This is a genomic window from Actinomycetes bacterium (assembly GCA_024222295.1).
In the GTDB taxonomy this organism is placed as follows: domain Bacteria; phylum Actinomycetota; class Acidimicrobiia; order Acidimicrobiales; family Microtrichaceae; genus JAAEPF01.
Map to the genome: position 1 here is coordinate 278203 of JAAEPF010000034.1, position 18592 is coordinate 296794.

Below are 18592 nucleotides of genomic sequence, written 5' to 3' on the forward strand. Positions count from 1 at the left end.
TGTCAGGCCGGACGAAACGCAGCGATCGTCAGGTCCTCGTCGAGGTCTACGAACTCGACCTCGAGCGGCATCCCGATGCTGAGTTCGTCGCCCTCCGCACCGACGATGTGGGTCATCATCCGGGGTCCCTCCGCGAGTTCGACGACGCCGGCGACGTAGGGCACGCGGGAGGGCCAGGGAGGCAGGTCGTTGGTGTGGATGACCGACCAGGTGTAAAGCGTCGCCTGACCGCAGGCCGGCACCCACTCGACGTCGTCGGACCAGCAATGCGGGCAGTGTGGCCGCGGGTAGTAGTGGTGCCGCTCACAGGATCCACACCGCCCCACGAGCAGTCGCCCGTCCTCGAGCGCCTGGAAGAAGGGCTCGTTTTCGTTCTCGACCAATGGGAGGTCGAACCGGGGCGAAGCTGACACGAGCGTCAGGTTAGCACCGGGTCCTGCCCGCTGATCAGGCCCGCTCCTTCGCCTCGTACATCGCCGTGTCGGCTGAGCGGATCAGCATCTCGGGATCATCGTGATCGGAGCTGTGAGCGAACCCGAAGCTGCAACCCGGGTGCCAGACGTCGTCGCCGACCGAGATCGGGTCGGCGAACGTCTCCCTTATCGTCCTGCGAAAGAGGTCCTCGCAGTCGCCGGGTCCGATCATGGCGAACTCGTCTCCACCCCATCGGCCGACGATGGCGCCCTCGGCGCGGGTGATAGGAGGGAGGCGGCTTGCGAGTCGCCCGGCGATCGCCTGCAGCACCTCATCGCCGCGCTGGTGGCCCAGGCGGTCGTTGACCTCCTTGAACCGGTCGAGGTCGATGAACGCGACCGTTGCGGGGCCGGAGTCGAACATCGTGCTGAGGGCGTCGTCGAGTGCGGCACGGTTGGGCAGTCCGGTGAGCGGGTCGGTCGAGGCGCGCAGGGCGAGATCGCGCTCACGGGTGCGTCTTTCGGTGATGTCGTGGGACACCGACAGCACCACCCCGGCGCCGCCGACCTCCAGGCGGTTCATCACCGTGGACTCGATCCACCTGACCGTGCTGTCGGGTCGCACGATTCGTTGTCGAATGGACCGGCTGCTGCCCGGCTCCTCGAGCAGGGCGGACCACATCTCGACGCCGGCGGGGTGGTCGTCGGGGTGGATGAAACGCAGCACGGTGTTGCCGACGAGATCGTCGGCGGTGCGTCCGAAGACTTCCTCCACATCGCCCTCGGTGGCGAGCACCCGGCCGATGCCATCGAGTTCCTGGAGGATCCACACGGGGCGTTCGAAGCGGGCCACATCGAGCTCTGCGAAGCCGCCCGGACCGGCCAAGGTGCTGGACCGCGACCCGGTTGACTCGGGTGGATCCGCCGCGCCCCGGTCCGTGGTGGCGACCAGCACCACACCGACACCATTTTGGTGGCGAAGGTCGAGCACCTTGGTCTCGCGGCTTCGCCACACCCCGTCGACCAACTGACGAAGGCGACCGGATCGGACGGTGCCCGGGTTGTCGAGCGCATCCCACCACAGACGGGCCAGTTCGGCGCGGTCCGGTTCGCAGACTGTCTGGATGTGCGACTCCCAGCCTGTGTCGGCCACCTCGGGTTCCGGCAGGTCGAGTGCCTCGGGCAGTTCCTGTACGCGAGCGGAGTCGTCGCGGGCGTAGATGGCCGCGTTGCCCATCTCGGCCAGCACCTCGCCGCGGGTCCATATCGGTGGCTCCTCGGTCATGGATTCAATGTAGAGGGGTGCCTTGGAAGATGTTGTTTCAGATGGTTTGCAGTTATTTCATACCAAGAGCGGATTCAGGTTCCAAGGATCAGGGTGCCGTTGGAGCAGAACCACCCTCCGGTGCCGGACACCGCGGCGAGCTTCGCGTCGGCCACCTGCCGATCGGGTGCATCCGCGGCCTCGTAGTCCCCCCGCAACTGGCGCGTCGCCTCCACGATCAGGAACAGCCCCCTCATTCCCGGATGGCATGCCGAAAGGCCACCCCCGTCGGGATTGACCGGCAGTTCTCCGCCGAGGCGGGTCGCTCCCGACGCGAAGAACGGTCCGCCCTCGCCCTTCTTGATGAAACCGAGGTCTTCGATGGTGACCATTGCCATGTATGTGAAGGCGTCATACACGCAGGCGAGGTCGATGTCCTCGGGTGACACATCGGCTCGCTCGAATGCGATCGGGCCTGCCACCGAGGCCGGTCCCGCGGTGAAGTCGGTCCATTCGGACATGGTCGTATGGCTCGCGTGATGGCCGTGGCCGAGAACCCAGACCGGGTCCGAAACGGAGTCGGGGATGCGGTCCTCCGCCGCGAGCACCACCGCGCAGCCGCCGTCGGAGCGGATGCAGCAGTGCAGCTTCGTGAAAGGGTCCGCGATCATCCGGCTGCCGAGCACCTCGTCGACGGTGATGGGATCGCGGTAATAGGCATCGGGGTTGAACCCCGCGTTGTAGCGGGTGGACACGGCCACCTCGGCGAGTTGCTCCAGGGTGGTGCCGTACTCGTGCATGTGCCTGCGTGCCGCCATCGCGTACTTGCCGATGATGGTGTGGCCATAGGGCACCTCGTAGCCGACCGGCCCGCGGGCGCCGAAGTTCAGGTTTGCGAGGCGCCGCCTGTTCTTCAGATCCGCCCTGGTGGTCGAGCCGTAGGAGAGAACCACAACATCCGCATGGCCCATGGCGATTGCATCGGCCGCGTGGCCTGCCATCACTTCCCAGGTGCCTCCTCCCACACCCGTGGAGTCGACCCACGTGGGCTTGAGCCCGATGTACTCGGCCACCTCGATCGGATTGAGGGCACCGGTGCCGTTTGATGCGAAGCCGTCCACGTCGTCGCGGGTGAGCCCGGCATCCGCGACGGCGCGCCGCGTGGCCTGTGCGTGCAGGGCGAACGGCGACTTGGTGTCCACCCTGCCCACATCGGAAAGGGCGGCACCGATCACAGCAACTCGTCGAGGCATGGACGCACATTACCCGAGGCCACCGAACCTGACACGGGCGTCAGGTGGCTCGGCACTGGACAGCACAGCGGGAGCCGGGTCTAGTGTCGTGCGGTGCGCGCAGCTGCATCGATGCGACGCCAGTGGTCCGACACCCCGGCCGGTTCGGGGACACCTCCGCCACCCGGGCCAGAGGCGCAGACCCGGTCTGCTACCCCCGCGCGCCCAAGCGAAGCGCCCCCTGTGTGGTCCGTCGCCCGCGATGCGGAACTACCGGGAAGGGCGGACTCCGCCTCACCCTGGATCGAAAGGCCCGTTGCACCGCCACGGTCACGCGCCGGCGTGCTTGCGGTTGGGCTCGCAACGGCCCTGCTCGCGTTCTACGTGCTCCAGCTCGGCGCGGCTCTGCTGTCCTGGTACGACTCGGAGATCCGCACGCCTGGCCAGAGCGACGCGATCGCCGCCTATTCGGTGTGTTCCCTGCTGCTGGTGCCGGTGTACCTGTTCCGTGGCCGGTGGCGGGTCGTACCGATACTGGCGGCGACCGCCGCGGGTGTGGCGACGCCGGTGCTTCTGTCGCGTGACCTGCTGGGCATGCTCGGGGTTCCCGACGTGTGGATCGGCCAGTCGCTGACCCTTCATGTGCTGTTCCCGTTGGTGGTCGGGCTCGTGGCCGCCACGGCCGTGCTCGTGCGCGGCTCGAGGCGCAGCTGAGGCGTTGACTGCGCAGCCCCGGTCGGCAAGGCTGAAGCTGAACGACATTCGAGAATCCACGGGGGGTTACGTGAGCGATGTCGACAGGGGCTACTTCCCCAAGGGCGAGTCCGTACTGCGGATGGTGATGGAGGAGCGGCTGGTCGGCACGCTCTACGGATCACGGGCGCTCGTGGTGGGCGCACTGGAACCCATGGCCTTCACCGGCACCTACCTGCGCAGCCGGGCGACCCGCAGCGGCGACTACTACGGCCGCCTGCTCGACACCCAGGCTGCATTCGAGGACGTGTTCTTCGAAACGCGCGCCGAGGCTGACAAGACCCTCCGGCGCGTGGCACGAATGCATGCCGGAGTGAGTGGACAGGTCAACGAGGGCATCGGTCCCGACTACCCCGAAGGGTCCACCTACAGCGCCGGCGACCCCTGGCTGGCGTTCTGGACCATGGCAGTGCTCTGCGAATCGGCCTATGCGATCTACCGGGCCTACGTACGTGACCTGACCGAAGAGGAGAAGGCCCTCTACTGGGCCGACTGGCGGCGATTCGGCGAGATGTTCGGCATGCCTGCCGACGCGGCACCCGAAACCTGGCAGGAGTTCCGCCAGAAGTACCTCGGTTACATCCACTCCGACCGCCCACACGTGCTGCAGATGGCCAACCGTGCGGCAATCGCGGTTGTGAACCTGCCCGGCGGAGCACCGGTGTCGCCCGCACGCCGGGTGATGTACCTGCTGATGGTCGGCACGTTGCCCGACCGCGTACGCAAGCTCCACGGCCTTTCATGGGGTACCGCAGAGCAGCTCGCCTGGGTGCCGGTGCGCGAGGCGGCCCGGGTCGGCGGGCACGTGATACCCGCGCCGGTGAGGCAGGGCCCGGTGGGTGGGCGTGCCCGACGAATCCTCGATCCGCTGCGCGACCGCGAAGTCGAACTGATCCGCGACCTCCAGTCGCGGCTGCCCATGCCCACCTGAGCTGTCCGACGCCGCTGAAGCCCGCACCGGGCAACACGGCAACACCAACGAGACCAAGAGAGTCGAGATGACCGACAACGCTGCAGCAGACATCGCGGATGACACCGAGGTGGTGATCGAGGCCCCGTGTGGCGACCTGCTCGGACGATGGGGGTCCGGCGTGGCCCGCTTCGCCGGGATCCCATTCGCTGCTCCGCCCACCGGGCAACGCCGCTTCCGCCCGCCGGAGCCGGCCGCCAAGTGGGACGGGGTGCGCAACGCCCTGCACTTCGCCCCCATCTGCCCACAGAACCCCTCGATGATGGACGCCCTCTTCGGGGGTGAGGCAGAGCAGTGGGACGAGGACTGCCTGCATCTCAACGTATGGTCGCCGAAGCCCGAAGGCGACGCCGATCTACCTGTGATGGTGTGGATCCACGGCGGCGGATTCGAGATGGGGTCGGGGTCATCCCCGCTGTACCACGGCGAGTCGTTCGCCCGTGACGGCGTGGTGTACGTGAGCATCAACTACCGCCTCGGCAGCTTGGGCTTCCTCGAACTGGGTCACCTCGACCCTGAGCTGGCCGGCTCGGGCAACGTCGGTCTGCTCGATCAGGTCGCAGCTTTGCGTTGGGTGCGCGACAACATCTCCTCGTTCGGAGGCGACCCGGGCAACGTCACGATCTTCGGCGAGTCGGCAGGAGCGATGAGCGTGTCGCTGTTGCTCGCGATGCCCGAGGCCGAAGGCCTGTTCTCGAAAGTGATCTCGCAGTCGGGCGCCCTTGCAACTGCCAAGGCTCCCGCCCAGGCGGCGGCCGATACCGAGGAGTTCATGGCACACGCGGCAGTCGACTCGGTCGATGCGCTCCGCGACCTGCCGATCGAGCAGTTGCTGGCCGCCCACGCTGCCATGTCGGCTGCACGGATGGCGGAGCCCGAAGAGGTGATACGGCGCTTCGGTAGCCCGCTCGCCTTCCTGGCGTTCCGCCCGGTGGCAGATGGTGCAGCCGTGCCCACCGACGCGATCGCGAAGGTGGCCGCAGGCGAGGTACCCCGGGTCCCGCTGTTGATCGGCAGCAACCTCGAGGAGTGGAAGCTGTTCGCAATGATGGCGCCGGGCTCGCAGAGCACTGACGACCTCCGCGAACGCCTCAAGATGCTCACGCCTTCGCCCGACGAGGCACTGGCCGTCTACGAGTCCGAGCATCCCGGCGCCAGCCCCGCCGACCTCGAGTCGGCTGCGCTCACCGACGTGGTGTTTCGCATCCCTGCCACCCAGATGGCTGAAGCCCACGCTGCCCACAGCGATGTGTGGCAGTACCGCTTCGACTGGCGCAGTCCTGCGCTGGGGGGCTTGCTGGGCGCGGCGCACGCCATCGAGATCCCCTTCGTGTTCGACATGGTCGAAGACCACCGCCTGCATGTGCTGGTGGGTGCGGAGGCGCCCGTGGCACTGTCCCGTGGCGTCCACGCCGCATGGGTCGCCTTCGCACGAACCGGCTCGCCAGAGCTCGACGGGGTCGGGTGGCCATCGCGCAGTGGCGGTTCCAGGCCCGTTCTGGTCCTCGACAACGAGGTCACGCTCGTGGACGACCCACAGTCGGCTACCCGGGAGTTCTGGGCCCGCTGAGAGCAGCGTCCGGCGCCTGCAGCCGCGTTAGCGGAAGTCCCAGAACTGCACCTCCACCATCAGCGGGAGTCTGAAGCGCACGTAGAAGGCGTGAAGGTCCAGCACCTCGAAGTCGTCGGAGTCGGGCTCGATCACATCGACCCGGTCGTCCTGGTCCGCCCGAGCGCGAACCCGCTCCCAGCAGGCATCGAAGTCACTCTTGGACCGCACAGACACCCCGAAGTGGTCGAGGCGCACAGTGGTCATGGGCGTGTCGTGCGCGTGCAGGAACACGAACTGGTCCCAGTGCCCGACGGTCATGACTGCGATCTTGCCCTCCTCGCCCTGGTCGGCCAGCTCCTCCCACCCGAAGCAGTCCGAGTAGAACCCGAGCAGCTCCGCGCGGTCCGATCCGTGCAGCAGCTCGGCGGGCACCGACATCGCCACGTGGTTGAGCCTCGGGATGCCGGCCGGGAACAACTCGGACGTGCGTGTCATGTCTGCTTCCTTCCCAAGGCCGGTCCGATCATGGCTGTGTCGCCCTGCCGGGTCTGATCATTACCTTGCCCGCGTGCTCGCCGGCGGCCAGCTTCGCGGCCGCCTCCGCAACGCCGTCGAGGCCGTACTCGACCGGGTCGACCAGCTGCGGCGCGGGAAAGGCTGGATCGGACAGCAGGTCCACAGCCTTGTCGAACCCGTGCTTGTCGTAGACGAAGCAGCCGCGCACGCCCAGTTCCATCACGATCATCCGGTTGGGGTCGAACGACGGTCGCTGCAGGCCGGTTCCCACCATCACCAGCGTGCCGCCGCGGCGGAGCTGCTGGAAGCCGACCTCGACGGCTTGGGCCTTGCCCGACGTGTCGATCACGGCGTGGTAGGCAGGATCGGCGACGGTGTCCACCTGCGACATGTCGAAGGTGCCGAGCTTGTCGGGATGCACGACCTCCAGTCCGACACTGCGTGCCAGCTCGGCGCGCGATTCCGCGGGCTCACTCACCCGCACTCCGTGGCCGTCATGTGCAAGCGCCGCTGCGGCGAGAATCCCGATCGGGCCCGCCCCCTGCACGAGCACATCCGACGACGGCTCCAGTTCCGCGCGGGTGATCGCGTGCAGCGACACCGCAAGCGGTTCGGCCAGCGCGGCAGTGCGCATGTCGAGGCCGTCCGGGACGGCCATCAGTCCGTCAGCCGCCGACAACACATGTGTTGCGAACGCGCCGTCGAACTCTCCGGTCATCGGATCCTGGTTCTCGCACTGCGCCGGCTTGCCGGCGAGGCAGGCTTCGCAACTGCCGCACTTCGGGTCGTCGGCCGACAGCACCGGCTGGCCCACCGTGAACTGCTCGACGCCGTCGCCGAGCTCGACCACCCTGCCGCTCCACTCGTGGCCGAGCACGTCACCAGGGGTGCCCCATCCCTCCACGATCAGGTGCAGGTCCGAGCCGCACACACCGCAGTAGTCGACCTCCACGAGCACTTCGCCGGGCGCCGGAGCGCGGATCGGCCGGTCCTCGACCTCGACCACTCCGCGGGATCGGTATACCGCCGAGGCGACCGCGCGCACCGACGCCGGATCGCTCACGGTGCATCCCCATCGTCGTCGGAGGCACCGGCCGACGGGTTGCCCGCCGGCAGCAAGATCTCACCGTCGAGTGAACGGGCCTCCGACGGCGTGCCGCGGAACGTGACCTCGCCCTTCTGGATCACCACGACCTCGTCGGCGAGTTGGAGGGCGTGGTCGAGGTGCTGTTCGACCACGAGAAGGGCGCATCCGGTCTCGCGGACTCGCTCCAGGGTCCTGTAAACCTCAGCGGTGACCAGTGGTGCAAGTCCCAATGACAACTCGTCGGCGACCAGGAGCCGCGGGTGCACCACGAGCACCCGTGCGAGCGTGAGCATTCGCTGTTCGCCACCTGACAGGGTGCCGGCCAACTGGTTGCTTCGGTCCTTCAGCCGGGGGAACATGTCGAGCGCCTCGCCGAGTGCCGCCTCGGCGTCCGAAACGCCCGGTGAGTTGCGAAAGGCCACGCGCAGGTTGTCCTGCACGCTGAGCGTGGCGAACACTCCGCGGCCTTCAGGTGCTGTCGCGATCCCCGCCCTCGCGAACCGGTGCACCGGGGCGCCCGTGAAGTCGTCGCCATCGACGAGCACCCTGCCCGCGGTGGGCTCGACGAGTCCGGTGGCCACCCTCGCCACCGTGGACTTGCCGGCGCCGTTGGCTCCCACGAGGGCCACGGCAGAGCCGGCGTCGACCTCGAGTGACAGGTCGAACAGTGCCCGGAACGCGCCATAGCCGGCGTCTACTCCGTCGAGGCGCAAGGCCGGGGCGGGCGAGGTGGCCACGGCCGGGCCATCGGCGGTGCCATCGGGTCGGGGTGTCATGTGGACACACCCAGGTAGGCGGCGCGGACCTTGTCATCGGCAAACACGGTCTCGGTGGGGCCGGAGGCAATGAGTTGGCCGTAGTCGAGCACCCAGACCGTCTCAGCCAGTTCGGCCACCATCGCCACGTCGTGCTCGATCAAGACCACTGCGGTGCCGGAGTCGTCACACACGGCCCTCAGTACGGCTGCCATGTCGGCGGTCTCGCCACGGTCGAGCCCGGAGGAGGGCTCGTCGAGGAAGAGCAGCTTGGGTTCGGTCATCAGTGCCCGCGCGAGTTCGACGAGGCGCGCCCGCCCGAGGGGCAGCGACTCGGCGGGGGAGTCGGCCAGGTCCTCTATGCCGAGGACGCCCATGACATCGTGCGCCCGCTCCATCTCCGCCGTAGTCGGCCGCGACGAGCGGAACAGGTCCGACAGCAGCGCTCCTCGTAGGTGCCGGGCGCGTTCCGCCACCACGAGGTGGTCGAGCACCGTCATCCCCCCGAACAGCTCGATTCGCTGGAAGGTGCGCCCGATACCCATCCTCGCCCGGGAGGAAGCGGACTGCCCCTGCAACGTCGTGCCGTCGAAGGTGACCGTGCCGGCGTCGGGGGTGAGCACACCGGTCAGACAGTTGAACAGCGTTGACTTCCCTGCACCGTTGGGCCCGATCACGGCGCTGAACTCGCCGGCCTCGACGCGCAGGTCCACGTCGTTGAGCGCCACGATCCCGGCGAACCGCTTCTGGATGCCGGACACCTCGAGCAACGCCCGGCCCGGCACGGCGCTGGATCCGTCAGGGCTGCTCATGTGGTCGCCTCCCGCTCAAGGGCCGGCCCGTCGCCGCGGTCCTTGCCCACTCTCCTGACGATCGCGTTGACCGCCTTGGCGGTCTGTGCCTCGATACTTCCCTCTGGATGGCGCGCATAGGTGATGGCGCCGAAGCCGAACAGGATGAACGCAACCGGGACCGCCCAGCTTGGCGACACCCAGCCGAGCGCCGTGGCGAGCGGCTCGGGCAGGTCCGGGTTGGAGTCGGCCAGATTGCCGGGCCACGAGAAGAGCTTCTCGAGCAGGGCCGGCACGAGGAAGAAGAACAGCCCGGCCATCACTGCCGCCTGCACGCTGCGCGAACCGGCCGACACGACCAGGGCCACCCAGACGAGGCCGAACAGGTAGCCGAAGCTGGCCTGGAAGTTGGCCTGTTCCAAGTAGGTGGCCATGAGGCCACCGCCGAATCCGGCAACCCCTGCAGCCACCGAGAACGCGACGACCCTCGAGCGGGTGGCAGAGATGCCGATCGAAGCGGCTGCGGTCGGGCTCATGTGAAGGGCCTGCAGGTACCGACCGGTCGTGCCCTCCCGCAAGCGGATCACACCGATGCCCACGATGGCCAGGCACACCGCGGCGAATACCAGGAACCAGCGATCGTCGGCCATGTCGACGGGGCCGATCAGGGGTCGCGGCACGGTGAGCGGCACCGCGCCGCCGCTCACCCACCCGAGCGGCACCAGCACCGCCTCGAACATGAGGGCGAATGCCAGGGTTGCGAGAGCCAGGTAGACCGCGTCGAGGCGCACGATCGGCACCGCGAGCACGGCGCCCACCACTGCTGCAACCAGCGCCCCCAGGAGCATCCCGACCACGACGGACATGCCGGTGGCGGCGACGATCTGCGCGCAGGCGAACGCCCCGATTGCGGCAAACGCCGCCGGAGACAGGGACAACATCCCGCCGAGCCCGGTGGTCACGGTGATCGACAGCATGATCACGCTGAGCACGACCCCGCTGATCACGAGCCCGAGCCAGAACGCGTCGAGCACGAACAACGACACCCAGAGCCCCACGGCGATGATCGCCACACCGAGACCGCGGGTGCCGATGGTCATCCACTCGGGACGGGTCTGCGAAACCGGTGCCGGTGGGGGTGGGTCGACCGAGGCGAGTGGATCCGTTGACTCACGGTTGCGGAGGCCCGGGCGGAACACCAGCAGTGCGAACAGCACGACGAAGGGGAGGGCCGGGCGGAGGCCCGAGGCGAGCACACTGTCGGTGGGCAGGGTGCCGGCCAGCACCGCCTGGAGCACGCCGAGGCCGATGCCGCCGGCAAACGTGAGCGGGATGCTCGTCAGTCCACCAACGACCGTGGCCGCCAGTGCGGCGACCAGCAGCGTGAACAGGTCGATCGGATTGAGCGAGGCGAACAAGGGCGCCACGAGCACTCCGGCGAGCCCCGCGAGCAGCGACGAAAGCGCCCAGGAGGCCATCGACACCCGCTCTGAGTTGACGCCGTGCAGTTCAGCCATGCGGGCGCTCTCCACCACGGCCCGCATCCGCAAACCGAGGTCGGTACGGGAGAACAACAAGACGAGCCCGATCACCACGACGATCGTCGACGCGATCGTGGCCACCTGCCCGGCATCGAGCACGAACCTCGCGCCCTCGGGCCAGAGCCACTCGTCGGTACGCCGCACCCACCACAACGGTGGCGGGTTCTGCTTGGCGTCCTGGCCGATGAGGAGTCGCACGATCTCGGGTATTGCGATGAGAAGGCCCAGCGAGGTGACCAGCTTCGCCATGGCCCCGGAGCCGCGCAGGTAGCGGAACAGGGTCCGTTCCAGCAGCAGCCCGATCGCGGGCCCCACGATCACTATCGACAGCAGTGCAGCAGCCCACAAGGGCCACTCGTGCTCTCCTCGTACCACGAAGAAGCAGGCTGCGCTGGCAAATGCCTGCGCGCCGTAGGCCAGATTGAATACTCCAGAGGTCTTGTAGGTGAGAACGAGCCCAACCGCGAGGAGGGCGAACACGCAGCCGGTCGGGATGCCCCTGAGTGCGTACTCGAGGATCTCCACTGCCGCGACCGCCTACTGGGTGTCGACCTGCTCGAGCTCGTCACCGCTGACGTCGAAACAGGTGAAGATCGAATCCTGTTCCGTGGGCGTCATCTTGCCGTCGACGATCTCGAGGTAGGTGGAGCAGTTGATCGGGTTGCGTTGCCAGTGGCCGTACTCCGCCCAGTTCGTGCCCGGCAGCATCCCCTCGGCGTTCTGGTCCTCGAGTGAGTTGATGGCGTCGATGACCTTCTGGCGAGTGAATTCGGGCCCTGCCTCGCGTAGCCCCTCGACGAAGGCGGCGGCGTTGAGCCAGCCCACCATCGAGTTCTCCGTTCGCTCGCCCCCCGTCGAGTCGATCCACTCCTCATAGAGGTCGAGGCCTTCGGGGCGAAGGTCATCCGGAGCCTCCAGGGGCGAGAAGCCGATGATCACGTATGACCCCTCGAACAGGTCGCCGAACTCCTCGAAGAACTCCTGGTTGTAGGCGTTGGGCAGCAGCTGGATCGCGTCGAGGCCCTGCTTCTTCATCTCCTTGGCGAGCGTGACGATGGCGTTGTTGTCCATGCACGTCGCCACCATGTCGACGCCGGCTTCGGCCATCTTCTGCACCTGCACCGACAGGTCGGTGGTGCCATACGCCAACGAGGCGTCGCTGAACACCACTTCGGCGCCCGCCGGGGCGCCCCACTTCTCGATCGACTTGCCCCATCCGTCGAGGCAGGTTGACGACTGGGGCACGTTGTAGGCGAGGAGCCCGACCTTGCTGCGGTCGGCCCGCTCCGCGATGTAGGGCGGGTACGGCTGGGCGCAGCCGAGGCACAGGAATGACCCCGCCTGGCCGAACAGATTGAGCTTCTGGTCGTCCTGCGTGCCCTGCCACTCAGGGTTGATGGTCCAGCCGAAGGTGGGGATCCCGGCCTCGACGAGGGTGTCGGCGCCCGTGAAGAGCAAGGTGGCCACCGGGATCACCGCGAAGGCCTCGTCGGAGTCCACCACCCCCTTGGCCTCCGCGGTGTTGTTCGCGACCTTGTCGTCGCGAACGTCGGCCAGCACGAGCTGTCGGCCGTGCACTCCGCCGGCGTCGTTGACCATCGCGAAGTAGGCGTTGACGCCGTCGGCCGCGCTCGCGTAGTTGGCGCCGAGCGGATTGGTGGCCGACACGATGCCGGTCACGCGGATCTCCTCGTCGCTGACTCCGGGTGCGTTCACCGCGACGTTCCCGGTGCCGGAATCGGTCGTCGACCCGGAGTTGCCCGATGTCGTGCCATTGCCGGCGCCGCTGCCCTCGGAGTTGCCGCATGCGGCTGCCAGCAATGTGGTGGCTGCCAGGGTCACGATCCAGCGAGCTCTCATCTTTCCCCCGTATTGACCGGACGGGTGCGCAGGAGCCTGCGCACCCGTCCGCCCCCGATTGCCTAACTGACACTAGCGTCAGTTCGGCGGCCGGGTGGAGGAAAGGCTGTGCCCCTTCCGGGTGTCGTCAGTGTCCGGGACCGAAGTAGGCATCGAGAGCGATCGAGGCGAGCACCTGCACCAGTCGCTCGCTGTCGTCACGGAGCTGGTCGGTGGCCAGGAAGTAGTTGACGCGTTCGACCATGGCGACCACGACCAGCGACGCGACCTCCGGGTCGAGCTTTCGGCTCTTGCGGACCTTCACCTTGGTCGACAGCTCGCTTGCGATCCGGCCGAGCAGGTCGGGTACTCCGGGGCCATCTGCATCACTCGGTGCCTCTGCATCTGTCCAGGACCGGATAAGCGGCCCGTACCCGCGGTACAGCTCCACGAACGACACGAGCCAGGCCTCCAGCGCGGCCCTGCCCTCGGCATCGTCGCGGATCGTAGGCAGGCCGTCCGTGAGTTGGTGGAACTCCTCGGCGACCTCTGCCACCAACTCGTCGAACAGCTCCTCCTTGGAGGAGAAGTACAGGTAGAAGGTGCCGTGCGAGGTCTTTGCCCGCTTCACGATGTCGTCGACCCGCGTGGCGTGGAATCCCCGCTTGGAGAACGACCTGACTCCTGCAGCCATCAACCGGGCCCGCGTGGCACGGCCGCGTGCGCGCCGCGGCTCGCCCTGCGCGTCGTCGCCGGATCCGCCGGATTTCGTCCGTGCGGCGGTGCCGCTGGTGCTGGTGGCCATGGCTGGCCCGAGGCTAGCTGCCCGGGTCGGCTGACGCTGGTGTCAGTTAGGATGCGCGCCGTGGCGACCACGAGTGCAGGACAGGCCGACGCGCAGCAGGGTGGTTCCGCCTCTGCGCCTCCACCCGGCCGCGCCCCCATGCCTGCCGATGATGCGGCGGATCTGCTCCGGCGCAACGCTGCTGACCCCCAGCTGTCCTCGCGGGCAGCGATCCGTTTCGGGGACCTGCGCTGGACACATGCCGAGTACTTCGAGCAGTGCTGCCGGGTGGCATCCCTGCTGGCCGCAACACCGAGGATCGAGCGCGGTGTGCATGAAGTTCCCGAGGCGGAGCGCCCGGTCCATGTCGGCGTGCTGCTGGATAACACACCGGAGTACCTGTTCCTGCTGGGTGGGGCCGCCCTCGCCGGTGCAACCGTCGTGGGCCTGAACCACACACGCTCGGGGTCTCAGCTGTGGAGGGACCTGACCCATACCGATGTCGACCTGCTCGTCACCGAGACGCGGCACGCGTCGCGGTTGGCCGGGGCCGTGGCAACCCGCGACGAAGCAGACCCGGTGCCTCCCGTGCTGGTGAGCACGACCTACGACGAGGGGCCGTCACCCGAACCGGGCGTGTCGGTCACAGCGGGCGCAGCGGACCTGGGTGAAGCGCTGGCAGCACACCCGGCCACCGACCCGGGTCTGCGGCCCGGTGCCGACACCAGATGGGCGCTCGTGTTCACCTCCGGCACCTCCTCTGACCCCAAGGCCGTGATCTGTTCGCAGCGGAGACTGCTGGTCACCGGCAACCGCATGCGGATGATGCTGGAGCTCGGTGCCGACGACGTCGGGTACGTCTGCATGCCTCTGTTTCACTCCAACGCCCTGATGGTCGGCTGGGCGCCATCGCTGGTCGCGGGCGCGTCCGTGGCCCTGGCCCGGCGGTTCTCCGCCTCCGGTTGGTTGGCAGACGTGAGGCGCTACGGAGCCACGTGGTTCAACTACACGGGCAAGCCGCTCAGCTACCTGCTCGCGACACCCGAGAAGCCCGACGACACCGACAACACTCTGCGGGTGGCGTTCGGCAACGAGGGGTCGCCGCGGGTACTGGAGGAATTCGCCCGGCGCTTCGACATCAGGATCATCGATGCATTCGGGTCTACCGAGGGCGCAATAGCGGTCAGTCGCGACGCGCCACAGCGCCGTGGTGCCATGGGGGTGGCGGGTGACACCGTGTTGGTGGTGGATGAGGATGGCGTGCCCTGTCCACCAGCCGAGTACGACCGCGACGGGCACCTCTCGAATGCCGACAGGTGCGTGGGTGAGATCGTCAACACCGCAGGTGCCGGACCGTTCGAGGGCTACTACAACAACCCGGAGGCGACGTCCTCGGCCCTCCGCAACGGTTGGTACTGGTCCGGCGACCTCGGCTACCTGGATGCCGACCGCTACCTGTTCTTCGCGGGTCGCACCGCCGACTGGATCCGGGTGGACGGTGAGAACTTCCCGGCCGGGCCCATCGATGAGGCGCTCCTGGCCCACCCGGACGTCGTGGCCGCTGCTGCATACGGGGTGCCCGACGCCGATGCCGGCGACCAGGTGATGGCGGCGCTGGTGATGCGCGAGGGTTGCCGACTCGACCCGGCCGCGTTCGCTGACTGGCTGGACGCTCAGCCGGACCTGCCTCCGAAGTGGAGGCCGCGCTACCTGCGGGTCGCTGCCGAGCTGCCGAACACAGGCACCAACAAGGTGGTGAAGCGAACGCTCGTGCACCAGAAGTACCGTCCCGACCGGTGCGACGACGACCCGTTGTTCGTGCGCGAGCGGGGCGAAGCCGTCTTCTCGCCACTGTCGGAGCAGCGCGTCGCCGCCATCGCGGAAGCGCTCATCGATGCCGGGCGAGAGCGGTTCTGGGACCTGTGATGCCCGCTGCCCCCAGCCGACACTCCCCGGGGCACCGGTGGACCTGAGCTTCAGCGACGACGAGAAGGCCTTCGCTGCGACCGCGCGCGAGTGGTTGGCCGCCAACCTCGGTGATGTCCCTGCCTTTTCGGACCTCGAGGAGGAAATCAGCTGGGGTCGCGACTGGCAGGCGCGGATGGCCGCGGACCATTGGGTCGGGATCTATTGGCCCGAGGCCTACGGCGGCCGCGGTGCGTCGCCTGTGCAGGTTGCCCTGTTCAATATGGAGTACGCCCGTGCCGGAGCACCGCAGCCCGTGAACCGGGTGGGGATCAATCTCGCGGGCCCCACGCTCCTGGCGCACGGCACCGAGGAGCAGAAGCAGCGCTGGCTGCCGAGCATCCTCGACGCGTCGGAGATCTGGTGCCAGCTGTTCTCCGAACCGGATGCCGGCTCCGACCTGGCGTCGCTGCGCACGCGTGCCGAGCCCGCAACCGACTCCGAGGGCAATCCGGGGTGGCTGCTTTCGGGCCAGAAGGTGTGGACCAGCTATGCGACCTTCTCGCGTTGGGGCATCTGTCTCGCGAGGACGGACGCGGAGGCGCCCAAGCACCGGGGAATCTCGTACCTGGTTGTGGACATGGATGCGCCGGGCGTGGAGATCCGGCCACTGCGCCAGATCACCGGCGAGTCGGAGTTCAACGAGGTGTTCCTCGACGAGGTGTGGGTTCCCGCCGCCAGCCTCGTGGGTGGGCTCAACGATGGCTGGGCGGTGGCGAACACCACCCTGGCGCATGAGCGCGGCACCAACTTCCCTTTCAAGGAGCAGGTTGTCCACGAGGTGTTCCTGTCACGTCTGCTGGCCGAAGCAGATGCCAATGGCCTCCTGGACGCCCCCGAGGTGACCGACCGACTGGTCGATGCCCGCGTTGAGCTGTCCCTGTTGCGACTGCACAACTGGCGCACGCTGACCGCGCTCTCGAAGGGGGCCGAGCCCGGCCCGGAGTCCAGCTGGATCAAGCTCACGTGGACCGACATGACCCAGAACCTCTCTGCAGCGGCGCTGGAGGTTCTCGGTGACGACTCGTCGCTGTGGGGAGAGTGGCAGCGCCAGTGGCTGTGGTCCAGGGCGGCACCGATCGCGGGGGGAACCTCTGAGATCCAGCGCACCATCATCGGTGAGCGGATACTCGGACTGCCGCGCTGACGGTGGGTCCGCTACCTGATGGTGTGGGCCGCGGGCCGGGTATGGTCGCGCGCCGTGCCGGCCGCCATCCTCGCCCAGGACGACTTGACGAACCACGTCGCCGTCGACGTGGTTCTGGCGATCACAGTCGGATTCGTGATCGCGGCCCTTGCCCGGGTGCTGGTGCCCCGGGTGCGGTCCATCAGCTGGCCCACCTCGGCGCTGCTGGGGGCCCTCGCCGGATCAGTGTCGTTCGGCCTTGCCAGCTTCCTCGGCAGGGATCCGACGTGGCCGGCGATGGTCCTTGCGCTGGCCCTCACGATCGTCCTGCTGCTCGCGGCCACGATGGTCGAGTCGCGGATGCGGCCCGCGGTGGCCGTGCACACGACGCCCACGGTGGAACTGCTGCGGCTGGGCGAGTCGGGGGTGGTCGAATTCAAGTCGACCGCGCGCCGGAACCTGCACTCCATGGAACGTGACCCGAAGATCGAGGGCGCGATCGCCAAGACGGTCTGCGGCTTTCTCAATGGCCGTGGCGGCACCCTGGTCGTGGGCGTCGATGACCACGGGGTTCCCCTCGGCCTCGACGCAGACATGGAGCTGATGAAGACGCCTGACATCGACAGCTACCAGCTGTTCCTGCGGGACCTGCTCTCCGCCACGCTCGGTGTCCCTGCGGCGTCCGGAGTGCGTGTGCGATTCGACGAGGTCGGGTCCGGTGAAGGCGACGCGCCACAGACCGCCGGCGTTGCGGGCAGCGACCCCACACGCCTGGTGTGTCGTGTGGACGTCGTCCCGTCACCCGACCCGGTGTTCCTCACTCCTGCCAAACAAAAGGGCGAGGGCCAGCGGGAACCCGAGTTCTGGGTTCGGGCCGGCAACGGCACCCGGCGGCTGCGAATCGATGAACTGCTCGACTACAACCGTCGCCGCTGGGGGACCTGGACTTCGCGATTCGGCAACTGAGGGGCCTGCCGCGTGTCAGTCGCCGATGTGCTTCCAGATGAACCGGGCCATCGCCTCGATGCTGGCATCTGACTCCGGCACGACCTCGGGCGGGAAGATCTGGAAGTCGTGTGTGAGCTCGGGCCAGACGGTCAGCGACACGTCGATCCGGCTGCGCCGGGCCAGAGCCGCGAGTGCCGTTGAATCGTCCAACAGCACCTCCTGGTCGCCGACCTCGATGCACAGTGGTGGCAGTCCCGCGAGGTCGTCGGCGAAGACCGGTGAGACCCGTGGGTCGCGCGGATCACAGCCCGCCAGGTAGGCATCCGCCATCTGGTCGAGGTCTTCCCTCACGAGGAGTGGGTCGAGCCCGTCGAGCCGGTCGTGGCTGTCGGCGCTCTGGGTCAGGTCCGCCCACGGGGAGATCAGGGCGGCCGCCGCCGGCACGGGCCCTCCGGCATCACGCAGCGCCATCAACGTGGCCACAGCAAGGCCTCCACCCGCTGAGTCGCCCGTCAGCGCAGTGTGCTCCGGACCGGGCCGCATTGACAGCAACTCAGAGGTCGCTGCGAGCGCGTCATCCAGGGCTGCGGGAAAGGGATGCTCCGGCGCCAGGCGGTAGTCGGGGACCGCGACGCGGGCCTGGGCTGCGATGGCGAGCCGGCCTGCGAAGCCGCGGTGGGTGTCATGGCCACCCATGCAGTACCCGCCGCCGTGGAGATGCAGCACGGTGGGTGCGTCATCGCCGAGGCCGACGGGTGCAACCCACTCGGTCGGTCGTCCACCCAGCTCACCGGTCGTCACCGTGGTGCCCTCGGGCGCAGGGGAGTTCGCGGCCGAGGCATCCATTGCGGCACGCCGTTCCAGGATGGTGCCGCCGGTCAGGCCCGAATCGGCGAGCATCTCCCTCAAGAGCTTCACACCCGGGTGTTGCGACACGTTGTCCCTCCTGTCGAGCCGTTATGTTCGAGCTGAATCACACTATCGGTGATCCAGCTCGAACATTCCGGGGGCGAAGCAGTGTCAGAACGAAGCCGATACGCAGGCAAGGTCATTGGC

Annotated in this window: 17 protein-coding genes; 6 read left to right on the top strand and 11 right to left on the bottom strand. The window is 68.0% G+C overall.

What is annotated here, in order from left to right:
• Nucleotides 1–2: 2 nt before the first annotated feature.
• The 3 genes from GY812_13915 to GY812_13925 form a co-directional block, all read right to left on the bottom strand.
• Nucleotides 3–413: a Zn-ribbon domain-containing OB-fold protein gene (locus GY812_13915; protein ID MCP4436578.1), complete on the bottom strand. Its 411-nt coding sequence runs from the start codon at nucleotides 411–413 to the stop codon at nucleotides 3–5.
• Nucleotides 414–447: 34 nt separating this feature from the next.
• Nucleotides 448–1698 carry a diguanylate cyclase gene (locus GY812_13920; GenBank protein MCP4436579.1) on the bottom strand — a complete coding sequence of 417 codons (1251 nt, stop codon included), beginning with the start codon at nucleotides 1696–1698 and terminating at the stop codon, nucleotides 448–450.
• Nucleotides 1699–1772: 74 nt separating this feature from the next.
• Entirely contained in the window at nucleotides 1773–2930 is a 1158-nt protein-coding gene (locus GY812_13925) for an acetyl-CoA acetyltransferase (protein MCP4436580.1), read from the bottom strand.
• Nucleotides 2931–3251: 321 nt separating this feature from the next.
• Between GY812_13925 and GY812_13930 the strand changes: the two genes are divergently transcribed.
• The 3 genes from GY812_13930 (at nucleotide 3252) to GY812_13940 (ending at nucleotide 6202) form a co-directional block, all read left to right on the top strand.
• Nucleotides 3252–3623, top strand: a complete 372-nt coding sequence (locus tag GY812_13930; GenBank protein MCP4436581.1) for a hypothetical protein — start codon at nucleotides 3252–3254, stop codon at nucleotides 3621–3623.
• Between the two features lie 70 nt (nucleotides 3624–3693).
• On the top strand, nucleotides 3694–4593 hold the full coding sequence (locus GY812_13935; GenBank protein ID MCP4436582.1) for a DUF2236 domain-containing protein: 900 nt from the start codon (nucleotides 3694–3696) through the stop codon (nucleotides 4591–4593).
• 67 nt (nucleotides 4594–4660) lie between these two features.
• The gene (locus GY812_13940) at nucleotides 4661–6202 is read left to right on the top strand and encodes a carboxylesterase/lipase family protein (GenBank protein MCP4436583.1); all 1542 of its coding nucleotides are present in this window, start codon (nucleotides 4661–4663) and stop codon (nucleotides 6200–6202) included.
• A gap of 27 nt (nucleotides 6203–6229) precedes the next feature.
• Here GY812_13940 and GY812_13945 read toward each other — a convergent pair whose 3' ends face one another.
• The 7 genes from GY812_13945 to GY812_13975 form a co-directional block, all read right to left on the bottom strand.
• Nucleotides 6230–6679 (bottom strand): hypothetical protein, encoded by a 450-nt coding sequence (locus tag GY812_13945; protein ID MCP4436584.1) that lies wholly within the window; start codon nucleotides 6677–6679, stop codon nucleotides 6230–6232.
• Between the two features lie 28 nt (nucleotides 6680–6707).
• The gene (locus tag GY812_13950; GenBank protein ID MCP4436585.1) at nucleotides 6708–7763 is read right to left on the bottom strand and encodes an alcohol dehydrogenase catalytic domain-containing protein; all 1056 of its coding nucleotides are present in this window, start codon (nucleotides 7761–7763) and stop codon (nucleotides 6708–6710) included.
• Nucleotides 7760–8563: an ABC transporter ATP-binding protein gene (locus tag GY812_13955; GenBank protein MCP4436586.1), complete on the bottom strand. Its 804-nt coding sequence runs from the start codon at nucleotides 8561–8563 to the stop codon at nucleotides 7760–7762. The genes GY812_13950 and GY812_13955 overlap by 4 nt, the downstream gene beginning before the upstream one ends.
• Nucleotides 8560–9354: an ABC transporter ATP-binding protein gene (locus GY812_13960; GenBank protein ID MCP4436587.1), complete on the bottom strand. Its 795-nt coding sequence runs from the start codon at nucleotides 9352–9354 to the stop codon at nucleotides 8560–8562. Before GY812_13960 ends, GY812_13955 begins: the two co-directional genes overlap by 4 nt.
• Nucleotides 9351–11399 (bottom strand): ABC transporter permease, encoded by a 2049-nt coding sequence (locus tag GY812_13965; protein MCP4436588.1) that lies wholly within the window; start codon nucleotides 11397–11399, stop codon nucleotides 9351–9353. The genes GY812_13960 and GY812_13965 overlap by 4 nt, the downstream gene beginning before the upstream one ends.
• 12 nt (nucleotides 11400–11411) lie before the next feature.
• Complete coding sequence (locus GY812_13970; GenBank protein ID MCP4436589.1) at nucleotides 11412–12734, bottom strand: ABC transporter substrate-binding protein; 1323 nt, start codon at nucleotides 12732–12734, stop codon at nucleotides 11412–11414.
• A gap of 127 nt (nucleotides 12735–12861) precedes the next feature.
• Nucleotides 12862–13518: a TetR/AcrR family transcriptional regulator gene (locus GY812_13975; GenBank protein MCP4436590.1), complete on the bottom strand. Its 657-nt coding sequence runs from the start codon at nucleotides 13516–13518 to the stop codon at nucleotides 12862–12864.
• A 60-nt stretch (nucleotides 13519–13578) separates the two neighbouring features.
• Here GY812_13975 and GY812_13980 point away from each other — a divergent pair, with 60 nt between their 5' ends.
• The 3 genes from GY812_13980 to GY812_13990 are packed head-to-tail and all read left to right on the top strand — an operon-like array spanning nucleotide 13579 to nucleotide 17554.
• Nucleotides 13579–15423 (top strand): AMP-binding protein, encoded by a 1845-nt coding sequence (locus GY812_13980; GenBank protein ID MCP4436591.1) that lies wholly within the window; start codon nucleotides 13579–13581, stop codon nucleotides 15421–15423.
• A gap of 37 nt (nucleotides 15424–15460) precedes the next feature.
• The gene (locus tag GY812_13985) at nucleotides 15461–16609 is read left to right on the top strand and encodes an acyl-CoA dehydrogenase (protein MCP4436592.1); all 1149 of its coding nucleotides are present in this window, start codon (nucleotides 15461–15463) and stop codon (nucleotides 16607–16609) included.
• Nucleotides 16610–16663: 54 nt separating this feature from the next.
• Nucleotides 16664–17554 (top strand): ATP-binding protein, encoded by an 891-nt coding sequence (locus tag GY812_13990; protein MCP4436593.1) that lies wholly within the window; start codon nucleotides 16664–16666, stop codon nucleotides 17552–17554.
• A gap of 15 nt (nucleotides 17555–17569) precedes the next feature.
• Here the strand turns inward: GY812_13990 and GY812_13995 are convergent, their stop codons facing one another.
• Complete coding sequence (locus tag GY812_13995; protein ID MCP4436594.1) at nucleotides 17570–18472, bottom strand: alpha/beta hydrolase; 903 nt, start codon at nucleotides 18470–18472, stop codon at nucleotides 17570–17572.
• Nucleotides 18473–18592: the final 120 nt, after the last annotated feature.

What these genes read in the sequence shown, in the direction of transcription:
- GY812_13920 (MCP4436579.1), bottom strand. Translation starts at nt 1,698, where the DNA reads ATGACCGAGGAGCCACCGATATGGACCCGCGGCGAGGTGCTGGCCGAG.
- GY812_13925 (MCP4436580.1), bottom strand. Translation starts at nt 2,930, where the DNA reads ATGCCTCGACGAGTTGCTGTGATCGGTGCCGCCCTTTCCGATGTGGGC.
- GY812_13940 (MCP4436583.1), top strand. Translation starts at nt 4,661, where the DNA reads ATGACCGACAACGCTGCAGCAGACATCGCGGATGACACCGAGGTGGTG.
- GY812_13945 (MCP4436584.1), bottom strand. Translation starts at nt 6,679, where the DNA reads ATGACACGCACGTCCGAGTTGTTCCCGGCCGGCATCCCGAGGCTCAAC.
- GY812_13955 (MCP4436586.1), bottom strand. Translation starts at nt 8,563, where the DNA reads ATGACACCCCGACCCGATGGCACCGCCGATGGCCCGGCCGTGGCCACC.
- GY812_13960 (MCP4436587.1), bottom strand. Translation starts at nt 9,354, where the DNA reads ATGAGCAGCCCTGACGGATCCAGCGCCGTGCCGGGCCGGGCGTTGCTC.
- GY812_13970 (MCP4436589.1), bottom strand. Translation starts at nt 12,734, where the DNA reads ATGAGAGCTCGCTGGATCGTGACCCTGGCAGCCACCACATTGCTGGCA.
- GY812_13975 (MCP4436590.1), bottom strand. Translation starts at nt 13,518, where the DNA reads ATGGCCACCAGCACCAGCGGCACCGCCGCACGGACGAAATCCGGCGGA.